This is a genomic window from Geodermatophilus sp. SMS 5-13, from assembly GCF_059428245.1.
Genome location: NZ_CP165729.1, coordinates 4,072,749 through 4,097,237, shown reverse-complemented (window position 1 = coordinate 4,097,237; position 24,489 = coordinate 4,072,749). Strand labels below are relative to the sequence as shown.

At 68.2% G+C, this 24,489-nt stretch carries 13 protein-coding genes; 3 read left to right on the top strand and 10 right to left on the bottom strand.

The features are described from left to right. Nucleotides 1-2: 2 nt before the first annotated feature. The 10 genes from AB3388_RS19780 to AB3388_RS19735 all read right to left on the bottom strand — a co-directional run bounded on the left by AB3388_RS19780 (nucleotide 3) and on the right by AB3388_RS19735 (nucleotide 15,521). Nucleotides 3-365 carry a DUF1330 domain-containing protein gene (locus tag AB3388_RS19780; RefSeq protein WP_495407025.1) on the bottom strand — a complete coding sequence of 121 codons (363 nt, stop codon included), beginning with the start codon at nucleotides 363-365 and terminating at the stop codon, nucleotides 3-5. 25 nt (nucleotides 366-390) lie between these two features. After that, on the bottom strand, nucleotides 391-756 hold the full coding sequence (locus AB3388_RS19775) for a DNA/RNA helicase domain-containing protein (protein WP_495411475.1): 366 nt from the start codon (nucleotides 754-756) through the stop codon (nucleotides 391-393). A 38-nt stretch (nucleotides 757-794) separates the two neighbouring features. Continuing rightward, the gene (locus AB3388_RS19770) at nucleotides 795-995 is read right to left on the bottom strand and encodes a hypothetical protein (protein ID WP_495407024.1); all 201 of its coding nucleotides are present in this window, start codon (nucleotides 993-995) and stop codon (nucleotides 795-797) included. A gap of 299 nt (nucleotides 996-1,294) precedes the next feature. Beyond that, nucleotides 1,295-2,512, bottom strand: a complete 1,218-nt coding sequence (locus AB3388_RS19765; RefSeq protein WP_495407023.1) for a hypothetical protein — start codon at nucleotides 2,510-2,512, stop codon at nucleotides 1,295-1,297. Next, a complete protein-coding gene (locus AB3388_RS19760; RefSeq protein WP_495407022.1) occupies nucleotides 2,502-4,391 on the bottom strand; it encodes a DUF262 domain-containing protein in 1,890 nt (629 codons plus the stop codon). Before AB3388_RS19760 ends, AB3388_RS19765 begins: the two co-directional genes overlap by 11 nt. Beyond that, entirely contained in the window at nucleotides 4,392-5,420 is a 1,029-nt protein-coding gene (locus AB3388_RS19755; protein WP_495407021.1) for a hypothetical protein, read from the bottom strand. After that, complete coding sequence (locus AB3388_RS19750; RefSeq protein WP_495407020.1) at nucleotides 5,417-5,989, bottom strand: hypothetical protein; 573 nt, start codon at nucleotides 5,987-5,989, stop codon at nucleotides 5,417-5,419. The genes AB3388_RS19755 and AB3388_RS19750 overlap by 4 nt, the downstream gene beginning before the upstream one ends. Further along, nucleotides 5,986-8,799, bottom strand: a complete 2,814-nt coding sequence (locus AB3388_RS19745; RefSeq protein WP_495407019.1) for a class I SAM-dependent DNA methyltransferase — start codon at nucleotides 8,797-8,799, stop codon at nucleotides 5,986-5,988. Before AB3388_RS19745 ends, AB3388_RS19750 begins: the two co-directional genes overlap by 4 nt. After that, nucleotides 8,796-12,113: a helicase-related protein gene (locus tag AB3388_RS19740; RefSeq protein WP_495407018.1), complete on the bottom strand. Its 3,318-nt coding sequence runs from the start codon at nucleotides 12,111-12,113 to the stop codon at nucleotides 8,796-8,798. Before AB3388_RS19740 ends, AB3388_RS19745 begins: the two co-directional genes overlap by 4 nt. 291 nt (nucleotides 12,114-12,404) lie before the next feature. Beyond that, nucleotides 12,405-15,521: a DEAD/DEAH box helicase gene (locus tag AB3388_RS19735; RefSeq protein ID WP_495407017.1), complete on the bottom strand. Its 3,117-nt coding sequence runs from the start codon at nucleotides 15,519-15,521 to the stop codon at nucleotides 12,405-12,407. 272 nt (nucleotides 15,522-15,793) lie between these two features. Between AB3388_RS19735 and recC the strand changes: the two genes are divergently transcribed. From recC to recD, 3 genes are read left to right on the top strand one after another with little or no spacing between them, the layout of a single operon-like run. After that, nucleotides 15,794-19,159 carry an exodeoxyribonuclease V subunit gamma gene (gene recC / locus AB3388_RS19730; RefSeq protein ID WP_495407016.1) on the top strand — a complete coding sequence of 1,122 codons (3,366 nt, stop codon included), beginning with the start codon at nucleotides 15,794-15,796 and terminating at the stop codon, nucleotides 19,157-19,159. After that, on the top strand, nucleotides 19,156-22,569 hold the full coding sequence (locus AB3388_RS19725) for a UvrD-helicase domain-containing protein (RefSeq protein ID WP_495407015.1): 3,414 nt from the start codon (nucleotides 19,156-19,158) through the stop codon (nucleotides 22,567-22,569). Before recC ends, AB3388_RS19725 begins: the two co-directional genes overlap by 4 nt. After that, nucleotides 22,569-24,482, top strand: a complete 1,914-nt coding sequence (gene recD / locus AB3388_RS19720; protein WP_495407014.1) for an exodeoxyribonuclease V subunit alpha — start codon at nucleotides 22,569-22,571, stop codon at nucleotides 24,480-24,482. Before AB3388_RS19725 ends, recD begins: the two co-directional genes overlap by 1 nt. Nucleotides 24,483-24,489 lie beyond the last annotated feature (7 nt).

Sequence of the window (24,489 nt, the reverse complement as noted above, 5' to 3'; positions counted from 1 at the left end):
GGCTACCAGGGGGTGGTCGGCTCGAGGACGGCCTCGGTGAGCGCCTGGGTGCGCAGGTGCGTGACCTGCTGGTACTCGGGGTCGGCGACCATGCGGCTGAACGCCTCGCGGGAGGGATAGCGGACGAGCAGGACGGCGTCCCAGTCCTGGCCCTGCTCGGCGACGAGCGGTGTGCCGCCGTCGCCGGCGTAGAGGACCTCGCCGCCGTAGCGGGGGAGAAAGGTCTCGGAGAGGGCCTGGGCGTACTGGTCGTAGGACTCGCGGCCGCCCTCGGCGAAGCGGAGCAGGTTGAGCATGACGACGGGACCGCCGGGGTCCTCCTTGAGGAAGCGCTTGAGGTCCGCACTGCGGGGGTCGATCGCCATGTGTCGACGCTACTGGCGCATCTCCTCAGGCCGCGAAGCCGTCAGACCTGTTCGGGGACCCGCAGGTGGGCGACGGCGAGGTCCGGTCCTGGTCGAGCAGGAACACCGGCACTCGGGCGGCGTCGATGAGCTCGTCGACCTGCCGCTTGCCGGTTCGGAGGTCCGCCTTGGCCCAGCGGTTGGCCGATGTCTCGCGCAGGCGGTGCGCCTCGTCGACGATGAGGACGTCGAGGCCGTTGGGGTCGGCGTCCATGAACTGGTTGAAGTAGCGGAACAGCGCCGCGGTGCGTGGCGCGCGGTGGCCGGCCACCTTGCGCAGCGTCTGGGCAAACGACCGGGAGCCGGTCGCGTGCGCCACCCGGATCCCGCGGCGGACCAGCTCGCCGAGCAGGAAGAGTTCGATGACACTCCCGTTGCCCGGGCCGCCGATTACGATGACGAGCTCTTGTGGCCGCTCATTCGGGCTTTCTCCACCTCGTACAGGACGACTTTCTCCACCTCGTGCAGGACGAGATCGAACGCCACCTTCTGCTCGTCGAGGAGGACGAACTGCTCGCGGGTGCGCCGCTCCTCGGCGGCGACGGCGAGCAGCTGCTTGCTCGGCGCGACCGAATGGAGAGCAAGTGACACCCGAGCAGGAAGCGCAAGTCCACGACGCCCTACTGGCCTACTGGACAAGCCGCGACGAGGCGGCCATCCGCCAGGCCGCCCGAGGTGGCTCGGACGTGTGGCGGACGAGCGGGAGTCACCTCCGGCACCCATCTTGACCGGGTCGCCCAGTTGTTGGCCCGCGTCTGCCTGTACGCGTCGTCGGATCAGCGCACCACTCGGGCCGAGCCCAAACTGCGGGATGCACTGGGCGGCCGGCCCGACCTCGGCGAGGAGGTCCGCGCTCCGCAATCGCATATCTCCTGATGTGCGCACCCTTGCTACGAGCTGGGCTTGGACCCGTTCTTCGAGACCACCGCGTAGCCGGAGGCCGCGACGGCGGCGATGGTGCCACCGGCCACCAGCGCCTTCTGACCAGCTTCCTTGCCGGCGGTCCGCCTCTGCTGAGGATCGCGCAAGGCCTCACGCCACTTGATCGCATCCAGCGGACTGCGGTCAGACTTGATCCCTAGAGGGGTGTGAAAGTCGTCGACGATCGCTGCCGTGGCGTTGAGGGAGTCGATCACGGAGCGCGCGGCGCGCGCGTGGAGGAGGATGTTCTCGTTCGCGGTTCCGCCTGCCCCATCCAACCGCGACATTAGGCGCCTCGTGCTCTCGATCACAGCTGCTCGCCGCTTCTCCCGTGCAACTGCGACGCCAAGCCGGTGACCTCCAAGGTTCTCCGGCGCCGTAGCAAAAACATGGTCCAGCTCAACCACGCGGAACTCATCTTGCAGCTCGAAGCAGCGGGCGAGAATCGCGAGTTGGACCGCAGCCTCCCGCTCGATCTCCTGGACCTCCCGCTTCAACTCGCTGGCCTTGGTCTGGCTCTCGACCCTGTCGGCGAGTGCGCGTAGCGCAAGGAGCGCCTCCTCCTGCACGTTGAGGATGGTCTCCGATACCCCGCTGACCTTGTCCCACAGCGTCTTCGGGTCGCCACCCTGTGCACGGATGGTCATGGCTTCGTCGATAGCTGCGGCTGCGCTCATCATCTTGGCGAGCACAGTGTCCCGCTGTGCACGACGCACATCGTCGAGCTTCTTGTCGATGCGAAGGAGCAGTGCTCTCAGCTCCTGTGCCTCGGACTGCTGAGCGAACTGACTCATGAGGCCGCCCACGCCGGAGAGCACGGCAGGGTTCGACAACAGGGACCTCGGACCGTCTTCCACCTGGAGCCACTTGAGCGACTTCTTGCCCTTCTCCCCGAGCATGGCGTGGCTGATGCCCTTGGTCTTGGTCTTCATGAGACCGCCCGCGTCCTTGAGCCGCTGCGCCGACTCGGGCGTCAGCTTCAGGTACATCGCGGACTGTTCGACGATGGCGGAGACAGTTGTGACGGTGTCAGCTCCGGCCTTGAGAACCGTGCTAAGCCTGCCTAGGTCGAACTGCTGAGCCTGCTCCAGGAGACCGGCATGCACCAGGAATCCTTCGACAGCCGACGGATCTCCCGCGACCACGACACCTTCGCCGTCACCGACCAGTTCGATTTCACCCGACATTAGGCGCTCCGTCCGCTGACTCGAGAGTCGACGCGACGAAGCCGAGCGCCTCCGCCGAGGGCCAGGCCTTCGCTGCAACTGCAGCGAGTGCACGCCCCCGCTCCTCGATCGAGACCTCTCCCCACTGCAACACAGCGGCGATGTCGAGGTTGAGAAGGATGGAGCTCTGCTTTGCGAACTCCAGCTGCTTGTCGGCCCAACCAAGGTTGGAGACCGAGCCGTTGAAGTGCTGAGTCACCAGGGTCAGGTTGCCGATCGTGTTCTTGGCGAGGTTTCGTGCGTCTTTCGCCTTGATCCGTTCGACTTCATCGAGCGACTCGGCCAGCGGCCAGTACTTTTCCCATTTGTCGGGCAGGACGTGCTCGATCTGGAGCTTGCTGTAGTCCACGGCGGCCGGCGCCTGCTTCGGGTCGTCGGCGCGGAGGCGACTGTCGATCGCTCCAAGGACCAGGCGCTGGCGCTTCTGGTTCTGTCCGTAGAAGTTGTTGCCGAGCATGGCGGTGCGCAGCTCGTCATCGGTCGGCCAGCCAGCTCCGTGGAGCGCGGCGACGACGGCGTCACGCACGCCGCCCTGTGTGGCGGCCTTGGCGTCGGCCATGACCTTCACGAAGATCTGACCGTAGTTGCGCGTGCCCCAACCAGAGCCCGCGATCATCCTTCGTACGGTGAACGACTCGACAGCCTGCACTGCCTCACGATGCTCATCTGCACCGAGAAACGCCTCGGGGAGGGTTCGGAGCCAGGTCAGGAGTGGTATGGCCGTCAGGTTGCCGAGCTTGATCAGATGGTCGTACGCCTGACGCAGCACCTCGTCGGCAACGTGGCGCTCGGCATAGACCTCTTGGTACGCCTCGGCGAATGCCTTGAGGCTGGCAAGCAGTTCCTCGGTCTTCGGCTTCTCCTGATCGAGATAGGCCCGTACCTCGCCGTAGAGATTCCCGACCGACACGTCTGTCGCGGTGGTGGCCGTGAGCCAGACGGACAGGAGTACGTCGCGCTGGCCGCGCGCGGCGTGGCCGGTGCCGACCGTCTTCTTCCACCACGGGTCGTCGAATCCAGCCCAGTACCGGTCGTACATCTCATCGAGGTGCTCGGCCTTCGCGAACTCGGCACGGAGGAAGATCAGGTTTTTGACGAGGTCGGACGCCGAGAGTGGTGTCTGTCGACCGTTGAGCACCTCGAAGATGACCTGGGCGTCGTCGTTCTTCTCCAGGTCGATGACGACGAGCTTGAAGAGCGTGTCGGCGGCGTCCACGAGGGAGCGAACTCGTTCGACTCGCTCCTCCGCGACGGCTTCGCTGAGCGACTCGCGAGTGGCGTCGGCGAAGTAACGGCGAGCCTGTAGGTGCAGGTGATCGCTCTTGCCGTACGCCGGAACGTCATCGGAGATGACCATGGGCCACAACACCCGGTCGTCCCTGCGGGGCCACAACTTGTAGACGTCCTCAGGGAAAGCGCCGCTGTCCTCGTCGTTGCTGATCATCTTCGACAGGGACTTGGCCTTGCCCTTCAGCTCACCATCGACGTCCTCTTCCTGCACGACATCGAGAAGCCCGCGAAGCAGGAGCTGAAGGGTGGTCAGTCGCTGCTGACCGTCGATAACGGACCTAAGGGCGACGCCTCCCGCCGGGTACGGCAAGGAATCGCAGACAATTGCCCCGAGAAAGTGCGGCGAGACCGACGCCTCGTCTGGCTGCGACTCGGTCACCTTGGCGAACAGACGCCGCTGGAAAAGTCTGTCCGCTGTGGCCACCAGATCTGCAAAGAGCAGGCGCCACTGCTTCTCTTCAGTCCACTCGTAGCTGCGCTGGAATGTCGGGATGATGTATCGGCGCTCAGGCTTGAGAATTTCCCCGAGCGTCCAGGTCTTGGCTTCCACTCACACCACCTCGTCGAGAAACTCTTCGGCACACCAGTCGTCGAGTGAGCCGAGATAGGTCCAAGTTCCGTTCACCAGGGCAACGGCCTGGCCGACGCGGGTGAGGTGAACGTTGCCGCCGTGCGGGAGGAACTCGCGCCACCGTTCAGCGGCCTTGACCGCGATTTCGCCGTACTCGTTCGACAGCAGATCGGTCGTGGCCGGGTCGTAAAGGTCGCGGACGTGGCCGAGCAGGCGCAGGATGCGTGCCGGCGGCGCTGCGGGCCAGACGTCACCTACCGCAAGGTCGAGATACTCCTCGGTGAAGCTGCGCCGTTGGGCGTTGCGCTGTGCTTCTAACGCCGCCTCGAGGCCGGCGATCGTTTCTGCCATGATAGCCAGCTCGTTCGCGGCTGCTTCAGCGTCGGCCTTCGCTGCTTCACCCGCCGCGCGGGCCTTGGCAACCTCCACCGCCTGTGCCCTGTGCTTGGCCCGATACTCGTTAAGCTCCTTCGCAAGCTGGGACAGCATCTCGTCAGGCGCACCACCGAAAACCGCGCCACCCTTGAGGTCATCGACTCGCGCGATGAGCTGGGTGGCCTCGTCAGCGACGGGAAGTCCAAGAAACGATGCGACGTCACGAATCAACTCCGCGTCTGCGCGCAGCGTTTCGAGCGCGGGCACCTCGTCGAAGTGCTGCTCGCGGTTGCGGAACTTGATGGCGATGCTCTTGAACTTGCTCCAAAGGTCGAGAGGCATCGGCCCGAGACATTCCTTCAGCGGTGAGTCCATGTTCTTCGCGGGCTCATGCACGCAAAAGTTCGGGTCCCAGAGGTTCGGAACTCTCCTGTACATCGACACCTCGGGGAACTGCTGCTTGCGCGCCTCGACGAGCTGCCTCAGCCAGTCGTCGCCAAACTGTGGGCGTATCTTGTCGTCGTAAAGCTTGCCGAGGTCCCATCCGAATGCGCGGAGCATCGTCTGGGTGCCCTTGATGACCTCGCCGAACGAGCCATCGACCGGGAGTGCTGTTCCTACGCGGGGAATCATGACGCGAGCCTTGCCTTCACAATCGGCAGCACGCGAGTCAGTACGTAGACCGCGAGCGGTCCGAGCGCCTCGTAGCCCGGGAAAACGACAGCGAGCCTGTTCTTATAGGCGTTGCTCTTGTCACCAAGTACTTCGGCCCTCGTGCCAAAGTCGAGTGCCCCCGCCTCGAAGAACAAGGTCTCGGCGGACCGACCCAGCGTCGAGTCGAGCTCTGCGGGTGTTGCCTTCTTCGCGCTGCCCCAACCGTTCGGCCCCTCTGTCGGGTCCCACTGGAGCAGATCGGCGACGACATGCTCGGCACCGTCCTCGCGTGCCTTCACCGAGAGCCGCTCACCGCGCAGGAGACGGTCGTACGCGGGTGCACTGTCGCCCCGGCTGAGCGCGACGACGGCACCAGCGCCGTCCCACCGCTGATAGGCGATCTCCATGAGGAGGCCATCCGGAGCAGCCACGACCGCAGGCATCTCCCAGGCGTCGTGGGTCTCGCCTCCGAAGTCGGTGACCTGGAGCTCGTGTCCTCCTTGGTCCGGGACCAGAAGTGTGGCCGCGCCGACTTGAAACCTGCTCATCGCTGACCCACCTTGGCCTTCGCCGAGGCGGCCAGCAGCCTGGCATCAAGTCTCGCGTACCCACTGAAGAGCACCGCCTGTCGAGACTCTTCGTCAGCTTTGTCGGGAGCCAATCCGAAGAGGCCGTCGACGGCGCCGTCAAGGACAGCGTGGGCCGACTCAAGCTCTGCCGGAAGCGAGGAGGGTTGGTACAGAGCGGCAAGCGAGTGTGACGGGAAAGCGTCTCGCGCCGAGATCACACCCTTGCCTGCTTCAATCACCCTGGCCCGATCGTCTAAGGAAATCGACGGCAATGGAAAGTTGTTCCACACGATCGTGTTCGAGAAGCGCAGGCGCGACTCAAGTCGCCCACCCACCGCCCTTTGCCACGCGAGGAACATGGCCGAACTGATGACACCGAACAGGAAACCGTCCGCGTCTGCAGCGGTGAAGGTGGCGTCGCTGGCGATGACCTCGGCCGGAACATGGCGCACAGGAAAGTATGGTCGGAGCTCGCTCGTGACGCGCGGAATGATCACGTAGGGCTTCTTGTAAAGCGCTGGGCGCTGTCCGAAGAGGTGCGGCGTCACCGCCATTCCTCTTGTACTCGCAGCGCTGCTGTCTAGTCGGAACTCCCGGACGGCTTCCGTACGGCTCTTGAGCACCGGACTCGACTTGATTTCGGCTGCCGAGGCGTCAGTGAGCCACAAGCACCATCGCTCCCTGCTGTGGAGCAACTCCTCAGACCCCATGAACGGCCTGAGAAACTTCGTAGCGATGGGGTCCGCGAGAACCTCCGCAAGCTGCTCGGCTGTCACAACGAGGTTTCCGTCGTCCCGAGGCATGTTCCCAAAAGTCGCTTCTGGGAGGCCCTCAGCTAGTGGTTTCGTGCGCTTCACGACGAACACACGAGGTGCATCTACGAGATAGCCGTTGACCTGACTGACGCGGCGGGGCTCGGCCCCCCAAGCGGAGGCGTCATACAGGAGGGGTTTCGTGACTTGTCGAGCGAATCCCACGATGACGCAATGGACCGCCGCCTTGCCCGCCGCCTCCGAGGTCCAGGGGAATGTGCGATGGGCGAATTTGATGTCCCAACCAGCATCGAAGATCGGACCGAAGAGGTGGGGGACGGGGTCTCCCTGTGTGATCGAGTTCGTGGTAACAAATGCCCAGAGGCCCGGCTGGTTGCCGAAGTATGCCAATGCTTTTGCATGCCATCCAGTGACGTAGTCAAGGCGACTAATGTCATCCGTGCCCCAGGCGTCGCGAAGTTCCTGTGCTTGCGCAGGGCTTCGCGTGGCGTGCCCTAGGAACGGCGGATTCCCGGCAATAACAACGCCCGTAGTGCGTGGACAGACCTGCTGCCAGTCCGTCCGAAGTGCATTTCCAACGACGATTTTCGCCGACTTCTGAATGGGGAGCCGCTCGGGGGCCAGCCCGAAGCGCTCCTTCATCTTGAGGTCTGACTGTCGGTCGATCAGGAACATTGCCGTCTCGGCGATACGCGCGGGCCACTCGTCAATCTCGATTCCAAAGAAGTGGTCAAGCGTGACCTTGAGAAGGCCGGTCCAGTCAGCGTCGAGGGTGACGGCACCCTCGCCCTGTTGGTTGTTGGCGAGCGCCTCTATTATGTCCAGCTCAAGCGCCCGAAGTTCTCGGTAAGCCACAATAATGAAGTTGCCGCAGCCGCAAGCCGGGTCCATGTAGCGGATCTCGCCGAGTTTCTTCCATAGAACGTTGAGCGCGTTAACGCGTTTCTGCGGAGTATCCCTCGCAAGAGCAGCGATGAACTCCGCGCGCAGTTCATCCAGGAAGAGCGGGTTGAGCGTCTTGAGAATGTTCTCCTCAGACGTGTAGTGCTCACCGAGCTCGCGTCGAGTCTGCGCGTCGCGAACGGACTGGAACATCGACCCGAAGATGGCCGGGCTGATCGTTGACCAGTCGACCGCGCTCGCGTCTAAAATGGCCTTGCGGAAGTCATTGTCGAGGGCCGGTAGCGAGATGTTCTCGTCGAAGATGCCGCCATTGACGTAGGGGAATGCCGCCAGCCCGGGCGGGAGGCCCGTGCGGTCACCGGGGGCCATGTCGAGGGTGTGAAAGAGTGCGTTGAGTCGAGCCGCGATGTCCGACCCGTCGCGCGCCGTGTGGTCCTTGATGAAGTCCTGGAAGAGGTCAGGCAGCGGCTGCCCGGATGGGTCCTTCCACATCTCGGTGTCGTCGCCGAACAGGAGGAACAGGACACGTGCCAGGGTTACCGAGATCTCGTGATCGCGCTTCCTCGGGTCGACGCCCGGCGCGTACCCCTTCTCCACGGCGGCGTACATCTGGGCCATGAGCTTGGATGCGCGCTTGGTCTCGTGCTTGGTCTCGACATCGAAGGCGCCGCGGACGCGGGAGAGCAACTCGTTGACATCGATCTGGACGTCCGTGGGGAGCCGGATGGCGTCGAGTTTCGCAACGAACTTTGGGTCGTTGCTCCCGGCCTGGTGGAGGTGACGGGCGGGGCGCGAGATGACGCCGGAGCCCTTGGTGGTGCGGGACGGCCAGCGCCAGACCTGTTTGTCTCCGTCGTGGAAGATCACGAGGCGGTTTGTCGAGGTCTTCGCGATGGCCAGGTCGATCTTGGCCTCAGCGGCTGAGCCGGGCAACGCCGGGACCTCCCAGACGCGGACGCCTTGGTAGGAAGAGACGTTGGTAGCGGTGAGCTTGGAACCGTCACCCAGCTCGACCTCGATGGGCGGGTGGTTCGGTGCGCCCCAGAACAGGTCGAGGCGGAACAGGTCGCCGTACTTGCCTTCCTCGGCCCTGGCGATGAGGTTGTCCGTCATCGCGGGGTCACCCCGATCGAGCACACGATCTTGATCTCATCCTTCTCAGTGGTTCCTATGACGAGGCGCTCCTCGTCGTGAAGCTGTTTGACCAAGTCAGCGAGGTCCTGGTCGGAGTACTTCGCACGACGCGCCTGGCGGAGCCGGATGTTGGCGTACTCCGTAAGGGGGCGGTCGTTCATGGCAGCGAGCGCATGGCTGGCGTCGGCGCCGAAGATGGTCCCGCCGAGGCGTTCGACAGCCCACTTGCGTGCGCCCTTAAGATTGCCGGCCGTGACGATCTCGGTCGTCAGCTTCTCCTTAATCAGCTCTGTCTCACGGGCGAAGTGGTCTTCACGCAGCGGCGCCGCCGGCGTCGACTCCTGGGCGCGGAAGATGTGCAGCGCCTCCAGTGGAGTGAGCAGTCGCTCGACGGGGTCGCCGTCACCGTTGTCGAACGACGCAGCGAACGCGTCGATGCCCGAGGAGGTGCTGGCGAAGGTCGTGATTCCGGATTTGGTCTCATGGTCGTAAGGGTCGCGAGTGCTGTGGAGCATGTCCTGCATCTTGAGCACCCTGGCTGCGAGCTCGGGCTTGTGCTCCTTGACGCTCGACCAGACGAGCCATGCCTCGCTCACTGCGTCGGCCTCGCCTTCGTCCTGCTCCAGCTCCTCCTCGCCCGGGACGATGCCCTTATAGAGGTCGTCAAGGAGATTGACTTCCTTGTCGTCCCCGAAGAAGCGCTCGTCGGAACCGAAGGCGGCCGCGTTGTCGCCGAGGCGGCGACGGATTCGCTGGCGAAGCTGAATCGCGTTCTCGACCTTCTTGTGCGAGATCAGGTAGATGTTGACGGTGTCGGACCTCTGGCCAACACGGTCGACACGACCGGCCCGCTGGATGATCCGGATGATCGCCCACGGGAGGTCGTAGTTGACCACGACGTGGGAGTCCTGGAGATTCTGGCCTTCGGACAGGACGTCGGTGGCGACGAGGACGTCGATCGGATCGTCCACCGGAGTTGCGTCTTCCTCGTCCCCCGGAAGCTTGTTGCTCTCGGGCGAGAATCGACGCGCCAGGGCCGATGGATCTTCAGAGTCGCCGGAGGCGAGGCCAACGTTGGCGATCCCTGCTGCCTTGAGTGCCTCAGCGACGTAGACAGCGGTGTCGGCATATTCAGTGAAGACGAGCACCTTGTCGCCCTTGTGCTTGCCGCGGAGCAGGTCGACGAGGGCGTCGATCTTGGAGTCCTTGGCCGGGTCCCAGGTGCCGAAGCTGTCGAGCAGATCGGTGATGATGCGGTTGTCCCGTTCGAGATCCTTGTACAGCGTCTTCTTGAAGACCTGGGCACTCAACCACTTCGTCGATGCGGGAAGGCGGCGCCGGAGTTCCTTGTACTGCGACTCCAGACTCCCGTAGCCTTCCTGACCTTCTTCGACGTCCTCGTCAGTGACCATGAACTGGTGCTCGCTGAAGCTGCCGATCGGCACGTCGAGGCCGTTGTCGATCGCGTAGATAAAGAGCTCATTGCGGGCGCGCTGGCGCTGAAGACTCAGGATGAAGGAGTGCCCTGACGACGATAGGCGCTTGAAAAGGCCGATCCGGACGAACCCGCTGACGTTGCCGCGCCCTGAGCGGATGTCGGCGAGGATCCTCGTGTCGGACTCACTGTGCGGTGCCTTCGGATCGTCGTAGTCGGCAAGCCGGTAGCGCGGCAGCGTGAGGTCACGAACCGCGTCGAGAGTGCTGTCGTCCTCCATGAGACGGGCTGGGTCGTCGTCGGCGAACTCATGCCACAGCGGGCTAGGCACACGCGTCGGGAAGTGGAACCGCGTGCCGTTCGCGAACTCCAGGTACTCACGCTCCACGATCCTGCCGCCCGGGAGTGTGACCGCCTCCCTCATCGCCGTGCGCTTGATGAACGAGCGAGTGCGTCGGACGAGGTGGTCGCTCATCAGGCGCTTCCAGTCCTCCGGCTCCTCGGAGCGGCGGAAGGCGGCAAGGGTGGTGATCTTGCCGTCGACCTTGTCGATCAGCGTTGGGTCCTTCGCCATCGCGGCCGTGGGCTGGATCCCGAGGTCGTCGTCGTCCTCGATGTAGAGGCCGATCTGGTTGGCGACGTCGGCGAACGCGAGGTTGTAAGGAGTCGCGGTGAGGAGCAGGACCTTGGAGCCGTTGCGGCGGACGTAGTCCTTGATCGCCTCGGAAGCCTTAGTAGTGTTGTTCCGAAGGTTGTGCGACTCGTCGCAGATGACGAGGTGGAAGCGCTTGAGCTCTGGGAGCTTCTTGTCGGCCATCGAGTAGGGAATCACCCGGGCACCGACAAGGCCGTACTTCTCCAGGTGCTCCTCCCACATGTGCTCCAGGTTTTTCGGGCACAGTACGAGGGTCGTGTAGTCCTCGGCGGCTTCGAGCATCAGCGCGGTGGCGATCGCGGTGAGTGTCTTGCCGAGACCGACGACGTCGCCCAGCATCGTGCCGCCCCGGCGCACGATGCGGCGGGCGAGCGTTCGAACGGCTGTGGTCTGGTAGTCGAGGAGGAGGTTCTCGATCGACGGGGGCAGGACGTACCCCATGCCCTCTCGTGCGTCTTCGGACAGCGCGTGGCAGACCTTGAGGTAGACCTCATAGGGAGTTGGCTGGGTCTCCGATGCCCAGGACTCCTCGATGAGCTCGATGATCTCCTTGGTGATGGGGAGAGAGAAGACGTCGTTCCAGCGGTCCGTGAACCAGCCGGAGAGCTTCTCGGTGGCGTCGTTGTCGGTGACGTCGATGTTGAGTTCAAGGTTCCTGTACAAGCCTGCGTTCGTCATGTTCGACGAGCCGACGTACGCCCTTCGCTGCGCGAAGACATTGCCCGGTGCGTGGAAAATGTAGGTCTTGCCGTGCAGTGGTGCGGTGGTAAAGACCTTCATCTCGACCGCACCCGACGTTAGCTGCGCCTTGAGTTGCTGGAGCGTCTTCTGCTCAGCCTCCGACGGCAGCCCGCGCATGAGCTGGGTGCGCAAGTGCTTGACGAGGGACTCCTTGGCAGCCTGCGCCTTCGGCATGTCGTTGATATCGGAGCCGTAGGGCGGCGGTTGCACGACGTCCTGTAAGGCTGAGAGCATCGCCGACGAGTCGGCCGGCATCACCATGCCAACCAAGACTCGGACGGCAGCCGGTGCACCGTTCTGGCGGCTCGCGCTCTTGGCATCGACAATGTCGGCGAAACTCGCCCATCCACGGAGATCGAAGTAGCCGGTCGCAATGTCGCAGGTGTCGAATGCGGTCAGTGCTCTTTTGAGGGCAGGGCCGATCGCAGACTCAGTCTTCAGGTTGTCGAAGATGTCGGGCATCTGTCCTCCGTAGGCGTTCATTTAACGGTTCTAACCCTACCGATGACCGCGGACCGAGAGTGCGCAACCCGCACGACTGGACCTCGGCAGAAGGCGTAGGGGCGTTTATCAGAACCTCAACCGGCCACGCGCTCGGTCAGAGCGGCAACGTTCGAGGGGCGGCTCATCAGGGTGACCATTAACCACGTGGGTCCACCTGTGAATCCTCTCCGACGTCTCCGAGTAACTGGACGTAGATAGGGCGGCAGTCCCACGCGTGAACGGTTACTGGTCCCTCACTGAAAGGCCGCATCATGCGACCTTCGCCGCGTGGAAGACGTCAGCTGGCAGAGCGTGCTGAAGCTGCCACATGATCCGCATCGGGCGCTCGCCGGTGTGCGAGAGGTAGCTCATCGGCCCGGCGTAAAGGTACGGCGGTGCGCCGAGGGTGCCGTCGGCGGTCTTGGACTCGCGGACGAACAGGTGCACCGACGTGTCCATCTCGCGGTGGCGGATGTAGCGCTGGCCTGTCGGGGACTGCTCGGCCGTCGAGTTCTGTGACTCCCACTGGAAGAGCGTCGGGGAGATGGCGTGGTCGGCGTACATCGTGGTGGGGGAGAAGTGCGCCTCGGTCTTCACCAGTGTCACGAAGAAGACATCCGCCTGATCGCCCGGCAGCCAGCGGACGCCGGATCCCCACGTTCCATTGAGGTCTGTCATCCCGAATGCGGCCAGCGCCTCGTCTCGGCTGTAGCTGGCGTGCACGTGCAGGGGGCGGGGACCGGCGACCTCCAGAGCAGGTGCCACGCGGTGGATGCGGTCGAATAGGACACCGCCCAGCTCCGCGAGCTCATGCGCTCGCCCGGAGTTGCTCAGGAGTCGCTCTAGGCTGGCCTCGACGCTGCTGAACGGAGTCCGAGCGCCCCAGAGCGAGAAGTGCAGCATCGCCGCGAGCCGGCGCTGGCGCTCGTTGAATCCACCGCCTCCGGCGCCACGCGAGGACTCGGCCAGTTTGCGGACGAACCGCAGGCGCTCGACGTCGTCCATGTGCAACATCCGACCGAACGCGGAGCCCAGCGCCTTGTCGTCCGGCCCGGGAGCCTCGTCGTCCCACCCCGCAGCGCGCCGCAAGTCGAGCCAGCTGCGACCGCTGCCGCGGTACAGGTCCTCGACCTCGATCCCGGTCTCCTCCAGGAACTGAGCCATCGTGGGGCCTTGCTGAGCCCGCGCCTCAGCGATCAGCCCCTTCCACGAGACGTTGAGCGACTGCTTGATGTTGTTGAGCACGAGCTCCTGCGCCACCCGGTCGAGCTCGATGTGGCAGCCAGCCGGAAGCGTCGGGAAGCCCTGCTCCACCTCGCGCTGCAATCCCCTCCGCGTCGCACCGTTCAGCGCTCGGAAGCGCAGGTCGAAGCGGAACTCCTTGTGCTGAGCGCCGATGAAGTCGAGGACGGTTAGCTCGGCTTTGTCCTCGGACGGTCGCAGTCCCCGGCCGAGTTGCTGCAGGAAGATCGTCGCGCTCTCCGTCGGCCGCAGGAACAGCACGGTGTCCACGGTGGGCAGATCGATGCCCTCGTTGAACAGGTCCACGGTGAAGAGGACGTTCACCGTCTGGTCCCGCAGCGCCACGAGCGCCGCGGCCCGCTCCTCCCGGCTCGTCTTCGCGGTGACGGCCCGGCTCGGAATGCCCGCCTCGGTGAATCGGTGCGCCATGTACTCGGCGTGCTGAATGCTCACGCAGAAGCCCAGCGCGCGCATGCAGCCAGGGTCCTGAATCTTGTCGCGGACGGCCTGCAGCACCAGCCGGACGCGGCGGTCATGGCCGGTGTAGACGTTGGTGAGCTCCGCGACGTCGTAGCCCTGGCCGCGGCGCCACTTCAGCTGGTCGAGCGCGACGTCGTCGTGGATGCCGAAGTACTGGAACGGCGCCAGTAGCCCTTGCTCCAGCGCCTCCCACAGCCGCAGCTCGATCGCGGTGTGGCCGTCGAACCAGGTTCGCACGTCGGCGCCGTCCGTGCGCTCCGGTGTCGCCGTCAGCCCGAGCAGCACCTTGGGCTTCAGGTGATCGAGCAGACGCTGGTAGGTCGCCGCCATCGCGTGGTGGAACTCGTCTACGACCACCAGGTCGAACCGCGTCGGATCGAGCGCCGCGAAGTCGAGCTGGCTCAACGACTGCACCGACGCGAACACGTGCCGCCACTCGCGCGGGCGTTGCCCGCCGACAAACAGCTCCCCGAAGTCGCCCTGCCGGAGCACGTGCCGGAACGTCGACAGGCTCTGCGTCAGCAGCTCTTCCCGGTGCGCCACGAACAGCACCGTCTCCGCCCTGCCGGCGGCGCGCAGACGTCGATAGTCGAGGGCGGAGACGATCGTCTTCCCCGTGCCGGTCGCCATAACGACCAAGTTGCGCCAGCGATCGTGGATCTCTCGCTCGGCATGGAGCTCGTCGAGGATCTCCTGCTGGTAGCCGAAGGGCCGGACGTCGAGCGAGGTGATCTCGAGCGGCAGGTCCATCGGGCCGCCGCGCTCAGCGCTCAGCGCCTCCCGCAGTCGATCGCCGTCCCGACTGGGGTCGTAGGTCTCGAACGAGGGGTCCGCCCAGTAGCTCTCGAAGGTCTCCCCGAAGGTCTCGAGCAGATGCGACTGCTCGACGTTGGAGAGCCGGACGTTCCACTCGAGCCCGTCGGTCAGCGCGGTCTTGGAGAGGTTGGACGAGCCGACGTAGGCGGTCGACAACCCGGTCGACCGACGAAACAGCCACGCCTTAGCGTGCAGGCGCGTGGTTCGCGTTTCGTACGAGACCTTTACTTTGGCGCCCAGCTCGACCAGCCGGTCGATGGCGCGCTGATCGGTCGCGCCGATGTAGGTCGTCGTGATGACGCGCAGCCGACCGCCGCGTCGGAGAAGCTCGATGAGGGGCTTCTCGAGGACCCGCAGGCCTTGCCACTTGATGAAGGCGCACAGCAGGTCGACGTGGTCAGCGGAGGCGAGCTCACGTGCGACCTCGTAGCCGATCCGCGGCTGCTTCGGACCGTTCACCAGCAGGGCGCTCGACGTCAGGGGGATGGCGGGCCGATCGGGAAAGGCCACCGGCGCGGGGACTGTGCTGGGCTCGGCGACAGCGAGCAGCGTCTGCGCCGGCTCGACGATGGACTCCTGGTCGTCAGCAACGGACGGCGCCAGCGCTCCGATCGCCTTGACGATGCTGTTCGCGAGCTCGACCTGACGGCTCACCGCTGCCTGGTCGTCGCCACCGACCGCTCGGAGCGCCCGGTGTGCCAACAGCGCGATGTGCCGGGTCAGCGTGTCGTGCGAGTCGGCCGGATCCAATGCCCCCAGTTGCAGAAGGTCGTCCGCGGTGGATGAGAGCCGACGCTCCAGGCTGTTGGTCAGCAGGTGCTCGTACAGGCCGGCTGGCACATCCCCCATGGGCACAAGCTAGCCAGCGGTCTGCGCATCGCCGTCCAGCGCGGTAACCAGCGCGACGGACGAGTCATCCGTGGCTGATGGTCACCCGTTCGGTGTACTGGGCTCATCCGATCTCGTGAGTCCGTCGCAGCGTCATCCCGAGCACTCCCGTAAGCGTCAGAGGCCGCCGATACCTCCTCAGTCCAGCCATGCGGCCGCGAGCGACCGCGGTCAGGACGACGGAGGTCAACGGGGATGCACGTGGTGGATCTGACGGTGCTGAGCCAGTGGCGGTGACCGCACCGGCCAACGGTGGCCTGCACCTTCACCGCTCGGAAAGCGCGCAGATCCTGGTCGAGAAGCTCGCCGGTCTGCTCGCCACACCGCCGGAGGACCCGTTCGAGCGCGACGTCGTCGCGGTACCGGCGCGCGGGCTCGAGCGGTGGATCACCCAGCAGCTGGCTTCCCGGCTCGGGGCCAGTGGAGGCAACCGCGACGGCATCTGTGCCCGCGTCGACTTCCCGCGCCCCGACGACCTGCTGCTGCGCGCCGTCGCCGCGGCCAGTCCGCAGCACGCCGAGGCCGTTGAGGCCTGGCGGCCCGGCCGCGCCGTCTGGTCGATGCTCGACGTCCTCGACGAGGTGCTCCGCGAGACGCCCTCCGAGGGCGCCGACTGGTGCCCGGCACTACGCCGGCACCTCACGACCAACGACGGCTCTCTCAGCGAGCGCAGGTACGGCGTCGCCCGCAAGCTCACCGATCTGTTCGTGCACTACGCCGCTGGCCGCCCCGACCTCATCCGCGGCTGGGCGGCCGGCGACAGCAGCGCTCCAGCAGACCTCGACTGGCAGCCGGAGCTCTGGCGCCGTCTGGCCAGGCGGATCGACCAGCCCTCGCCGGCCGAACTGATCGACGACGCCTGCGCGGCGATCCGCCGCGACCCCGGCGCCGTCGACCTCCCGGCGCGGCTGAGCTTCTTCGGGGTCAGCCGCATCGATGCCGCGAACCTGCAGGTCCTCGAAGCACTGGCGGCAGACCGCGAGGTCCACCTCTGGCTCAACTCGGCCAGCCCCGCGCTGTGGGACGCCGTCCGGCAGACGAAGCCGCAGAGCCGGCAGCGGGCCGACCTCACCGTGCCGATCACCAACCCCCTGCTGGCATCGCTCTCCCGCGACATCCGCGAGCTGCAAGTCCGGCTTCAGGCCATTTCCGGCGCGACCGACCATCACCACGCTCGACCCAAGACCTCGGCGACGCTGCTCGGGCACCTGCAGGCCGGGCTGGCCCACGATTCCCAGCCCACGACGAAGCACCGCCTCACGACGGGTGACCGCTCCGTGCAGGTCCACGCCTGCCACGGCAAGGCCCGGCAGGTCGAGGTGCTGCGCGAGGTCATCACCGGCCTGCTCCAGGACGACGCGACCCTCGAGCCGCGCGACGTGCTCATCATGTGTCCCGACGTCGAGGCCTACGCGCCGCTGATCGACGCCGCCTTCACCCTCGACGGCCACCCGGCCGCCGGCCTCCGGGTGTCGATGGCCGACCGCTCCCCGCGTCGGGTAAACCCGCTGCTCGGCGTGGCCGCCGACCTCCTCGACCTGGCCGCCGGGAGGGTTCCCGCCACCCAGGCGCTCGACCTGGCCGCGGCTGACCCCATCCGGCTGCGCTTCGGCTTCGACGACGAGGACCTCGAGCGGCTGCGCGCCTGGACCGTCGACGCCGGCATCCGCTGGGGCCTGGACGGCGAGCACCGCGACCGCTGGCAGCTCGCCGCCGTGACCGACGGCACCTGGCGCGCCGGCATGAACCGGCTGCTCGCGGGCGTGGCCCTGGATCCCGACGGCGGGCTCTGCGGCACGGCGCTCGCGGTGGAGGGTGTCGAGTCCACGTCGATCGACCTCGTCGGCCGGTTCGCGGAATTCGTCGACCGGATCGACGACGCCGTCCGCCAGATGAGCGGCCGACGGACCGTGTCCACCTGGCTGGATCTGCTGGAGCGCTCGCTCGAGGCGCTCACCGACGTGCCGGCCGATGAGCCGTGGCAGGCCGCCGGCCTGCGCCGCGAGCTGGCCGAGGTCCGGGAGTCAGCGGCCGGGTCCGCGGCGGAGATCGGGCTGGCCGAGTTCACCGCGCTCATCGCCGGGCGTCTCGAGCCCCGGCCCACGTCGGCCGGCTTCCGCGAGGGCGGCCTGACCGTCTGCACCCTGACGCCCATGCGGTCGGTGCCGCACAAGGTCGTCTGCTTGCTGGGCATGGACGACGGCGCCTTTCCGCGCCGCGCCTCCGCCGACGGCGACACCCTGCTGCTGCGGGAGCCCCGAATCGGTGAGCGCGACCCGCGCAGCGAGGACCGCCAGCTGCTCCTCGACGCGCTCTGCGCCGCGGAGCAGCACCTGGTCGTCACCTACTGCGCGGCCGACGTCCGCACCGGTGCGCCGCTGCCGCCGGCCGTCCCGATCGGCGAGCTGCTGGACGCCCTCGACGCCATTGCCGAGACCGCCGGCGGCGCGCCGGTCCGCGAGGCGGTCGTCGTGCACCATCCGCTCCAGCCGTTCGACCGCCGCAACTTCCTCGACGGCACGCTGGGACGGCCCGGTCCGTTCTCCTTCGACGCGTCGGCGGTCGCCGGGGCCAACGCGCTCGCCGGCCCCCGCACGCCGGCACCGGCGTTCCTCGATCAGCCGCTGCCGCCGCCCGACGCCGACGTCCTCCCGCTCGACCAGCTCGTGTCGTTCTGGCAGCATCCGGCCAAGGAGTTCGTCCGGCAGCGGCTCGACGTCGGCCTTGCCACGTCCGACGAGTTCCCGGACGACGCGCTCCCGGTCGACCTCGACGCGCTCGCCCGCTGGGGCGTGGGGGACCGGGTCCTGCACGACGTCCTGCGCGACGTCGACCCGAGGCAGGCGCAGACGCACGAGCAGGCCCGCGGGGCGCTGCCGCCGTCCCCCGTCGGCGACCGGTTGCTCAGCGACATCTGCGCCGACGTCGACCGCGTGCTCGCCGCGTGCACGGGCGTGCGCGTCGGCCCCGCGGCGACGGTCGACGTCGACGTCGCCCTGCCCGGCGGCACGCGCCTGCAGGGCGCCGTCCGCGGCGTCTACGGCGACACGCTGCTCACCGTCACGTACTCGAAGATCCGGGCCAAGCAGCGGCTGCGCGCATGGGTGCAGCTGCTGGCCCTCACCGCGTCCGATCCGAGCCGGCCGTGGCGCGCAGTAGTCGTCGGCCAGCACGAGAAGAACAAGGTCGGCGGTGCGGACAACCACGCCTGCGTCGTGACCCTCGACCCGCTCGGGGACGACGCCCGGGCGACGCTAGCCGAGCTCGTGCGCCTGCGGTCCGTCGGCCTGTGCACGCCGCTCCCGCTGCCGGTGACCACGGGGGAGTGCTATGCCGCGCAGCGGCGCATCGACCCGACCAGCCCGGAGACCGCCCTCGCGGCCGCGGCCAAGAAGTGGTGCGACGGGCCCTTCCCCGACAACGCCGACGACGCGCACGTCCTCGTGTGGGGTGCGGAGGCGCCGTTCGACGTCTGCGAGGGGTGGACCGCCCCGCCCGGCGCCTTCGGCGCCACGACCCCGGGCGACACCGACTTCGAGCGGCTCGCCCGCGCGGTCTGGGACCAGCTGCTGGCCCACGAGAAGCAGGAGCAGCGATGAGCGCCGCGCCCACGCCCGTCGACCTGCGGGGGCCGCTGCCGACGGGCACCACCCTGCTCGAGGCCAGTGCCGGCACCGGCAAGACGTACACGATCACGGCACTGGTCACCCGGTACGTGGCCGAGGGCGCCGCCCGGCTCGATCAGCTCCTCGTGGTCACCTTCAGCCGCGCGGCGACCAGCGAGCTGCGCAGCCGGATCCGTCAGCGGCTGACCCGGACGCGCGACGCCCTCGCCGACCCGGCCGGCGCGCGCGCCTCGAAGGACCCGGTCGTCGCGCTGCTCGCCGAGGGCTCCGCCGGCGAGGTCGCGCAGCGGCGGCAGCGGCTCAGCGAAGCCGTCGCCGACTACGACGCCGCCACCATCGCCACCATCCACCAGTTCTGCCAGGACGCCCTGCGCGGGCTCGGCGTCGCGGCCGATGTGGACCACGGCACCGCGCTGAGCGAGAACCTCGAGGACCTGGTCAACGAGGTCTGCGACGACGTCTACCTCCGGCTGTTCTCCGAACTCCCGGCCGCTCAGCTCGTGGCGCTGCAGACCGACTTCCCGCACGCGAAGGCACGCGCGGTCGCCAAGGCCGCTGCCCTCGACGACCCGCAGGCGCTGCTCGCTCCGGCCGGCGCCCCGGCCGACTCGGTCGCCGGGTTCCGGGTGCGGTTCGCGCAGGAGGTGCGGGAGGAGACCGAGCGGCGCAAGCGCGCGCTGCGCGTCCAGGGCTTCGACGACCTGCTGATCCGGCTGCGGGACGCGCTCGCCGACCCGGCGGCGGGGGAGGCAGCCCGGCGCCGGCTGCGCGACCGCTACCAGGTGGTCCTGGTCGACGAATTCCAGGACACCGACCCGGTGCAGTGGGAGGTCTTCGAGCGCGCCTTCCACGGCGAGCGGACGCTCGTCCTCATCGGCGACCCGAAGCAGGCCATCTACGGCTTTCGCGGCGGCGACATCCGCACGTACCTGCGGGCGCACGAGGCGGCCACCACCCACCACAACCTCGACACGAACTTCCGCAGTGACCCGCGCGTCCTCGACGGCCTGCAGACGCTGTTCCGGGGCGCCGCCCTCGGCGACCCGCGGATCGCCGTCCGCCCGGTCGCCGCCGGACACACCGGCACGCTGCTGGCCGCGCCCACCGACACTCCGGTGCAGCTGCGCATGCTGGCCCGGGACGGTCTGTCGACCGTCCGCGGAGGGGGCATCCAGACCGACGAGGCACGCGAGGTCGTCGCCACCGACGTCGCCGCGCAGGTGCGGGCCTACCTCGACGCGGGGCACACCGTCGTCGCACGGGAGACCGGGGCCGAGCCCCGGGAGCTGACGTGTGGCGACCTGGCCGTGCTCGTGCGCACGGCGAGGCAGGCCCTGCTGGTCCGCGAGGCGCTGACCGCCCGCGGCATTCCCTCGGTGCTCAGCGGGCTCTCCAGTGTCTTCGACACCGCCGCCGCCGAGGACTGGCTGCTGCTGCTCGAGGCGCTGGGGCAGCCGCACCGCAGCGGTCTGGTGCGCCGGCTCGCGCTGACCTCGTGGTTCGGCTGGTCGGCTGCGCGCATCGACGAGCGGGGCAGCGACGGCACCGACGAGCTGGCCGACATCCTGCGCGGCTGGAACGAGGTGCTCACGAGTCGCGGCGTGGCCGGGCTGTTCGCCGCCGCGTGCTCGGACGGTGGGGTGCTCGAGCGGCTGCTCAGCCGCCCCGACGGCGAGCGGACGCTGACCGACCTGCGGCATGTCGCCGAGGCGCTGCACGCAGAGGCGGTGCGGTCGCGGCTCGGCGTCAGCGGCCTGCTCGGGTGGCTGCGCGCCCGGGTCGAGGAGGCACGCGGCGACCAGGACCAGGAGCGGGCGCGGCGGCTGGAGACCGATGACGCCGCAGTCCAGGTCGTCACCATCCACGCCAGCAAGGGGCTGGAGTTCCCCGTCGTCTTCGTGCCGTTCGGGTGGGACCCGTTCAGCGGTCCGAATGTCGAGCGGCTGCCGCGGATCCATGACGCAGACGACCGCCGGGTGCGGCACATCGGGGGTAGCTCGGACGGCGACTATCGCGCTTCCTGTGGGGAGGAGGACCGCGACTGCGCGGGGGAGGAGCTGCGGCTGCTCTACGTGGCGGCGACCCGGGCGATCTCCCGAGTGGTGCTGTGGTGGGCACCGGGGTCCATGACCAAGAAGAGTCCGCTGCAGTGGCTGCTCTTCACGGCAGATCCCGCCAACGACCCGGTCGCGAACGTCGCGGTCGCCGCAGACGCAGCCGCCCTGAGCCAGGTGGCGCAGCAGGTGGCGTGGGCGCCCGGTGGCATCGAGGTCGTGCCCTTCACGGCTGCGGACGCCGGCGCCGAGGAGTCCTCCTCCGGTCCGGTGGTGACCGAGTCCGCCGTCCTCACCGCGGCGACGTTCACCCAGCAGCTCGACTGGCGGTGGGGACGCACGTCGTACACGCGGCTCACCCGGGCGGTGCACGGCCGGCCGGCCGCGCCCGCCGCTGCGTCCGACGTCCAGATCACGGACGACGAGGCGGACGACGCCGCGCTGGAGGAGGTGACCGTCGAGGTGGCCGTGGCACAGGCTGCCGACCAGCTCCTGCGCGACACCCCGTCCCCGATGGCCGACCTGCCCGGCGGCGCGGCGTTCGGCGACCTCGTGCACACGATCCTGGAGGACGCGCTCCGTTCGGACGGCCAGCCGCTCGACCGGCTGCGGGAAGCCGCGCGGCGGCAGCTCGCCGGCCGGACCGGCGGCCTCGACCCGGAGACCCTCGCGGCGGCTCTGGCCCCCGCGCTCGCAACGCCGCTCGGGCCGCTCGCGGGCGGCCGGCCGCTGCAGGACATCGGGCCGCGCGACGTCCTCACGGAGGTGGGCTTCGAGCTCACCCTCGCGGGTGGCGATGTGCCGGTCGGCGATGTGCGCCTCGGGCACATCGGGACGCTGCTCGCGAAGTGGCTGCCCGACGGCGACCGGGTGACTCCCTACGCCGCCGCGCTGGCGTCCCCGGAGCTGGCGCAGCAGCCGCTGCGCGGGTACCTGACCGGTTCGCTGGATGCGGTGCTGCGGGTGCCCCGCGGGGGTTCGCCGCGGTACGTGGTCGTCGACCACAAGACCAACCGGCTCGCCGACCGGGCGGTTCCGCTGACCGCCTGGCACTACCGGCCGGCCGCGCTGGACGCCGCGATGATCGCCGCGCATTACCCGCTTCAGGCGCTGCTCTACGAGGTGGCGCTGCACCGGTTCCTGCGGTGGCGGCAGCCGGACTACGCGCCGGATCGCCACCTCGGCGGCGTCCTGTACCTCTTCCTGCGCGGCATGTGCGGCACAGCGCTGGGCACGGCGCCCGAGGGGGAGGGGCCCGGCGTCTGGTCCTGGCATCCGCCCGCCGAGCTCGTCGTCGACCTGTCGGACCTGCTCGCGGGAGGAAACTGATGACCGTCGTCCCGGAGGCCCGGCTGGCGCTGCGTGCCTCGGATTTGCTCCGCGCGTTCAACGAGGCTGGCGTGCTCCATGCCGCCGACGTCCATGTGGCCGAGCGGCTGGGGCAGTTGCTGGACGAGCGGGATCCGCGGGTGCTGCTGGCCACGGCGCTCGTCGTGCGCAGCACCCGGCAGGGCTCGGTCATGCTCACCCTGTCGGAGGCGCACCGGACGGCCGCGCCGGTCGAGGCTCCGGACGCGGTTGCCGCGACCGCGGCGCTGCCCTGGCCCGAGCCGGGGGAGTGGCGGGCCGCCATCGCCGCCAGCCCGCTCGTCGCCAACGGCGATCCCGAGGGCCGGCCGCTGCGCATGGAGGGCGACGACCTCTGGCTGGACCGCTACTGGCGGCAGGAGGTCGCTGTCGCCGAGCACCTGCGCCGGCGGGCCGCCGACGCGCCGGAGGTGGACCTGCCGCGGCTGCGGCAGGCGCTCGCCCGGCTGTGGCCCGGCGCCGAGGCGGACGACCAGCGGCTCGCGGCCGCGGTCTGCGCGCTCTCCCGGGTCTCCGTGCTTGCCGGCGGTCCAGGGACGGGCAAGACGACGACGGTGGCGCGGCTCATCGCGGCGTTCCGGGAACTCGCCGCGCCCGGTGAGCCGCCGCGGGTAGCGCTGGCTGCGCCCACCGGCAAGGCCGCCGCCCGCATGACGGAGGCGATGGAGCAGGCGGCGCTGGGCGACCCGACGCTCGTGCAGGCTGACCGGGAGCTGCTGGCCGGACTGCAGGCCAAGACGCTGCACCGGCTGCTGCGGATGGGCTACCGGTCGAGCAAGTTCGCGCCGGGGCCGGACAACCCGCTCCCGGTGGACGTGCTCGTCGTGGACGAGGCGTCGATGATCTCCCTCACGTTGTTCGCCCGGCTGCTGGATGCCCTGTCCCCGAAGGCCCGGCTGGTCGTCGTCGGGGACCCCGACCAGCTGACCGCCGTGGAGGCCGGCGCGGTTCTCGCTGACCTGACAGATGGTGTGACCGGCGCACGCACTCCGGCGCGCATCGCCCAATTGAAAGCCGTCGTACCCCACGACGTCGCGTGCGTGCCCCAGGCGCCGCAGTCGGCGGTGGCCCAGCTGCGTGACGGCATCGGCGTCCTCACGAAGGTGCACCGCTTCAGCGGATCGATCGCCGACCTGGCCACGGCGATCCGGTCGGGCGACTCCGATTCGGTGCTGGACGTGCTGCGCAGCGGCCGGGCGGGCGTGCGGTTCCTTGAGGTGGACGACGACGGACCGCTGACGGGGAGCCCGCTCGAACAGCTCCGGGACGAGGTCGTGCCGCACTGCCTGACGGTCATCGACGCGGCCCGGGCAGGGAATGCGGCAGCGGCCCTGAGTGCGCTGGAGGAGCACCGGCTGATGTGTGCCCACCGGCGGGGTCCGCGAGGGGTGGCGCACTGGGAGCGGCTGATCGAGCGCTGGATCACCGACGCACTCCTGGCGCGGGGCGAGGACGTCGTGATCCGGCGCGACGGCCGGTACGCCGGCCTGCCGCTGATCGTGCTCTCGAACGACTACGACAACGACCTCTTCAACGGCGACACCGGCGTCGTCGTGGCCGAGGACGGCGGCCTCGTCGGGATGTTCGGGTCTCCCTCGCAGCTGCTGAGAGTGCCGCTCGGGCGGTTGGGTGAGGTGGCGCCGATGCGCGCCCTGACCGTGCACCGGAGTCAGGGGTCGCAGTTCGCGAAGGTGACCGCGCTGCTCCCGCCGTCGACGTCGCGCCTGGCGACCCGGGAGATGCTCTACACCGCGGTGACCCGGACCAAGGATGAGGTCACCGTCGTCGGTTCGGCGTCCGCAGTCCTCGCGGCGGTGGCGCAGCCGGTGCAGCGGGCGACGGGACTGCGACGCCGGCTGGCCGCGGCGGGTTAGCGCGAGC

Excerpts from the sequence above, each read along its gene's own strand:
- AB3388_RS19780 (WP_495407025.1), bottom strand. The coding sequence starts at position 365 with ATGGCGATCGACCCCCGCAGTGCGGACCTCAAGCGCTTCCTCAAGGAG.
- AB3388_RS19765 (WP_495407023.1), bottom strand. The coding sequence starts at position 2,512 with ATGTCGGGTGAAATCGAACTGGTCGGTGACGGCGAAGGTGTCGTGGTC.
- AB3388_RS19755 (WP_495407021.1), bottom strand. The coding sequence starts at position 5,420 with ATGATTCCCCGCGTAGGAACAGCACTCCCGGTCGATGGCTCGTTCGGC.
- AB3388_RS19750 (WP_495407020.1), bottom strand. The coding sequence starts at position 5,989 with ATGAGCAGGTTTCAAGTCGGCGCGGCCACACTTCTGGTCCCGGACCAA.
- AB3388_RS19745 (WP_495407019.1), bottom strand. The coding sequence starts at position 8,799 with ATGACGGACAACCTCATCGCCAGGGCCGAGGAAGGCAAGTACGGCGAC.
- AB3388_RS19740 (WP_495407018.1), bottom strand. The coding sequence starts at position 12,113 with ATGCCCGACATCTTCGACAACCTGAAGACTGAGTCTGCGATCGGCCCT.
- AB3388_RS19735 (WP_495407017.1), bottom strand. The coding sequence starts at position 15,521 with ATGGGGGATGTGCCAGCCGGCCTGTACGAGCACCTGCTGACCAACAGC.
- AB3388_RS19725 (WP_495407015.1), top strand. The coding sequence starts at position 19,156 with ATGAGCGCCGCGCCCACGCCCGTCGACCTGCGGGGGCCGCTGCCGACG.
- recD (WP_495407014.1), top strand. The coding sequence starts at position 22,569 with ATGACCGTCGTCCCGGAGGCCCGGCTGGCGCTGCGTGCCTCGGATTTG.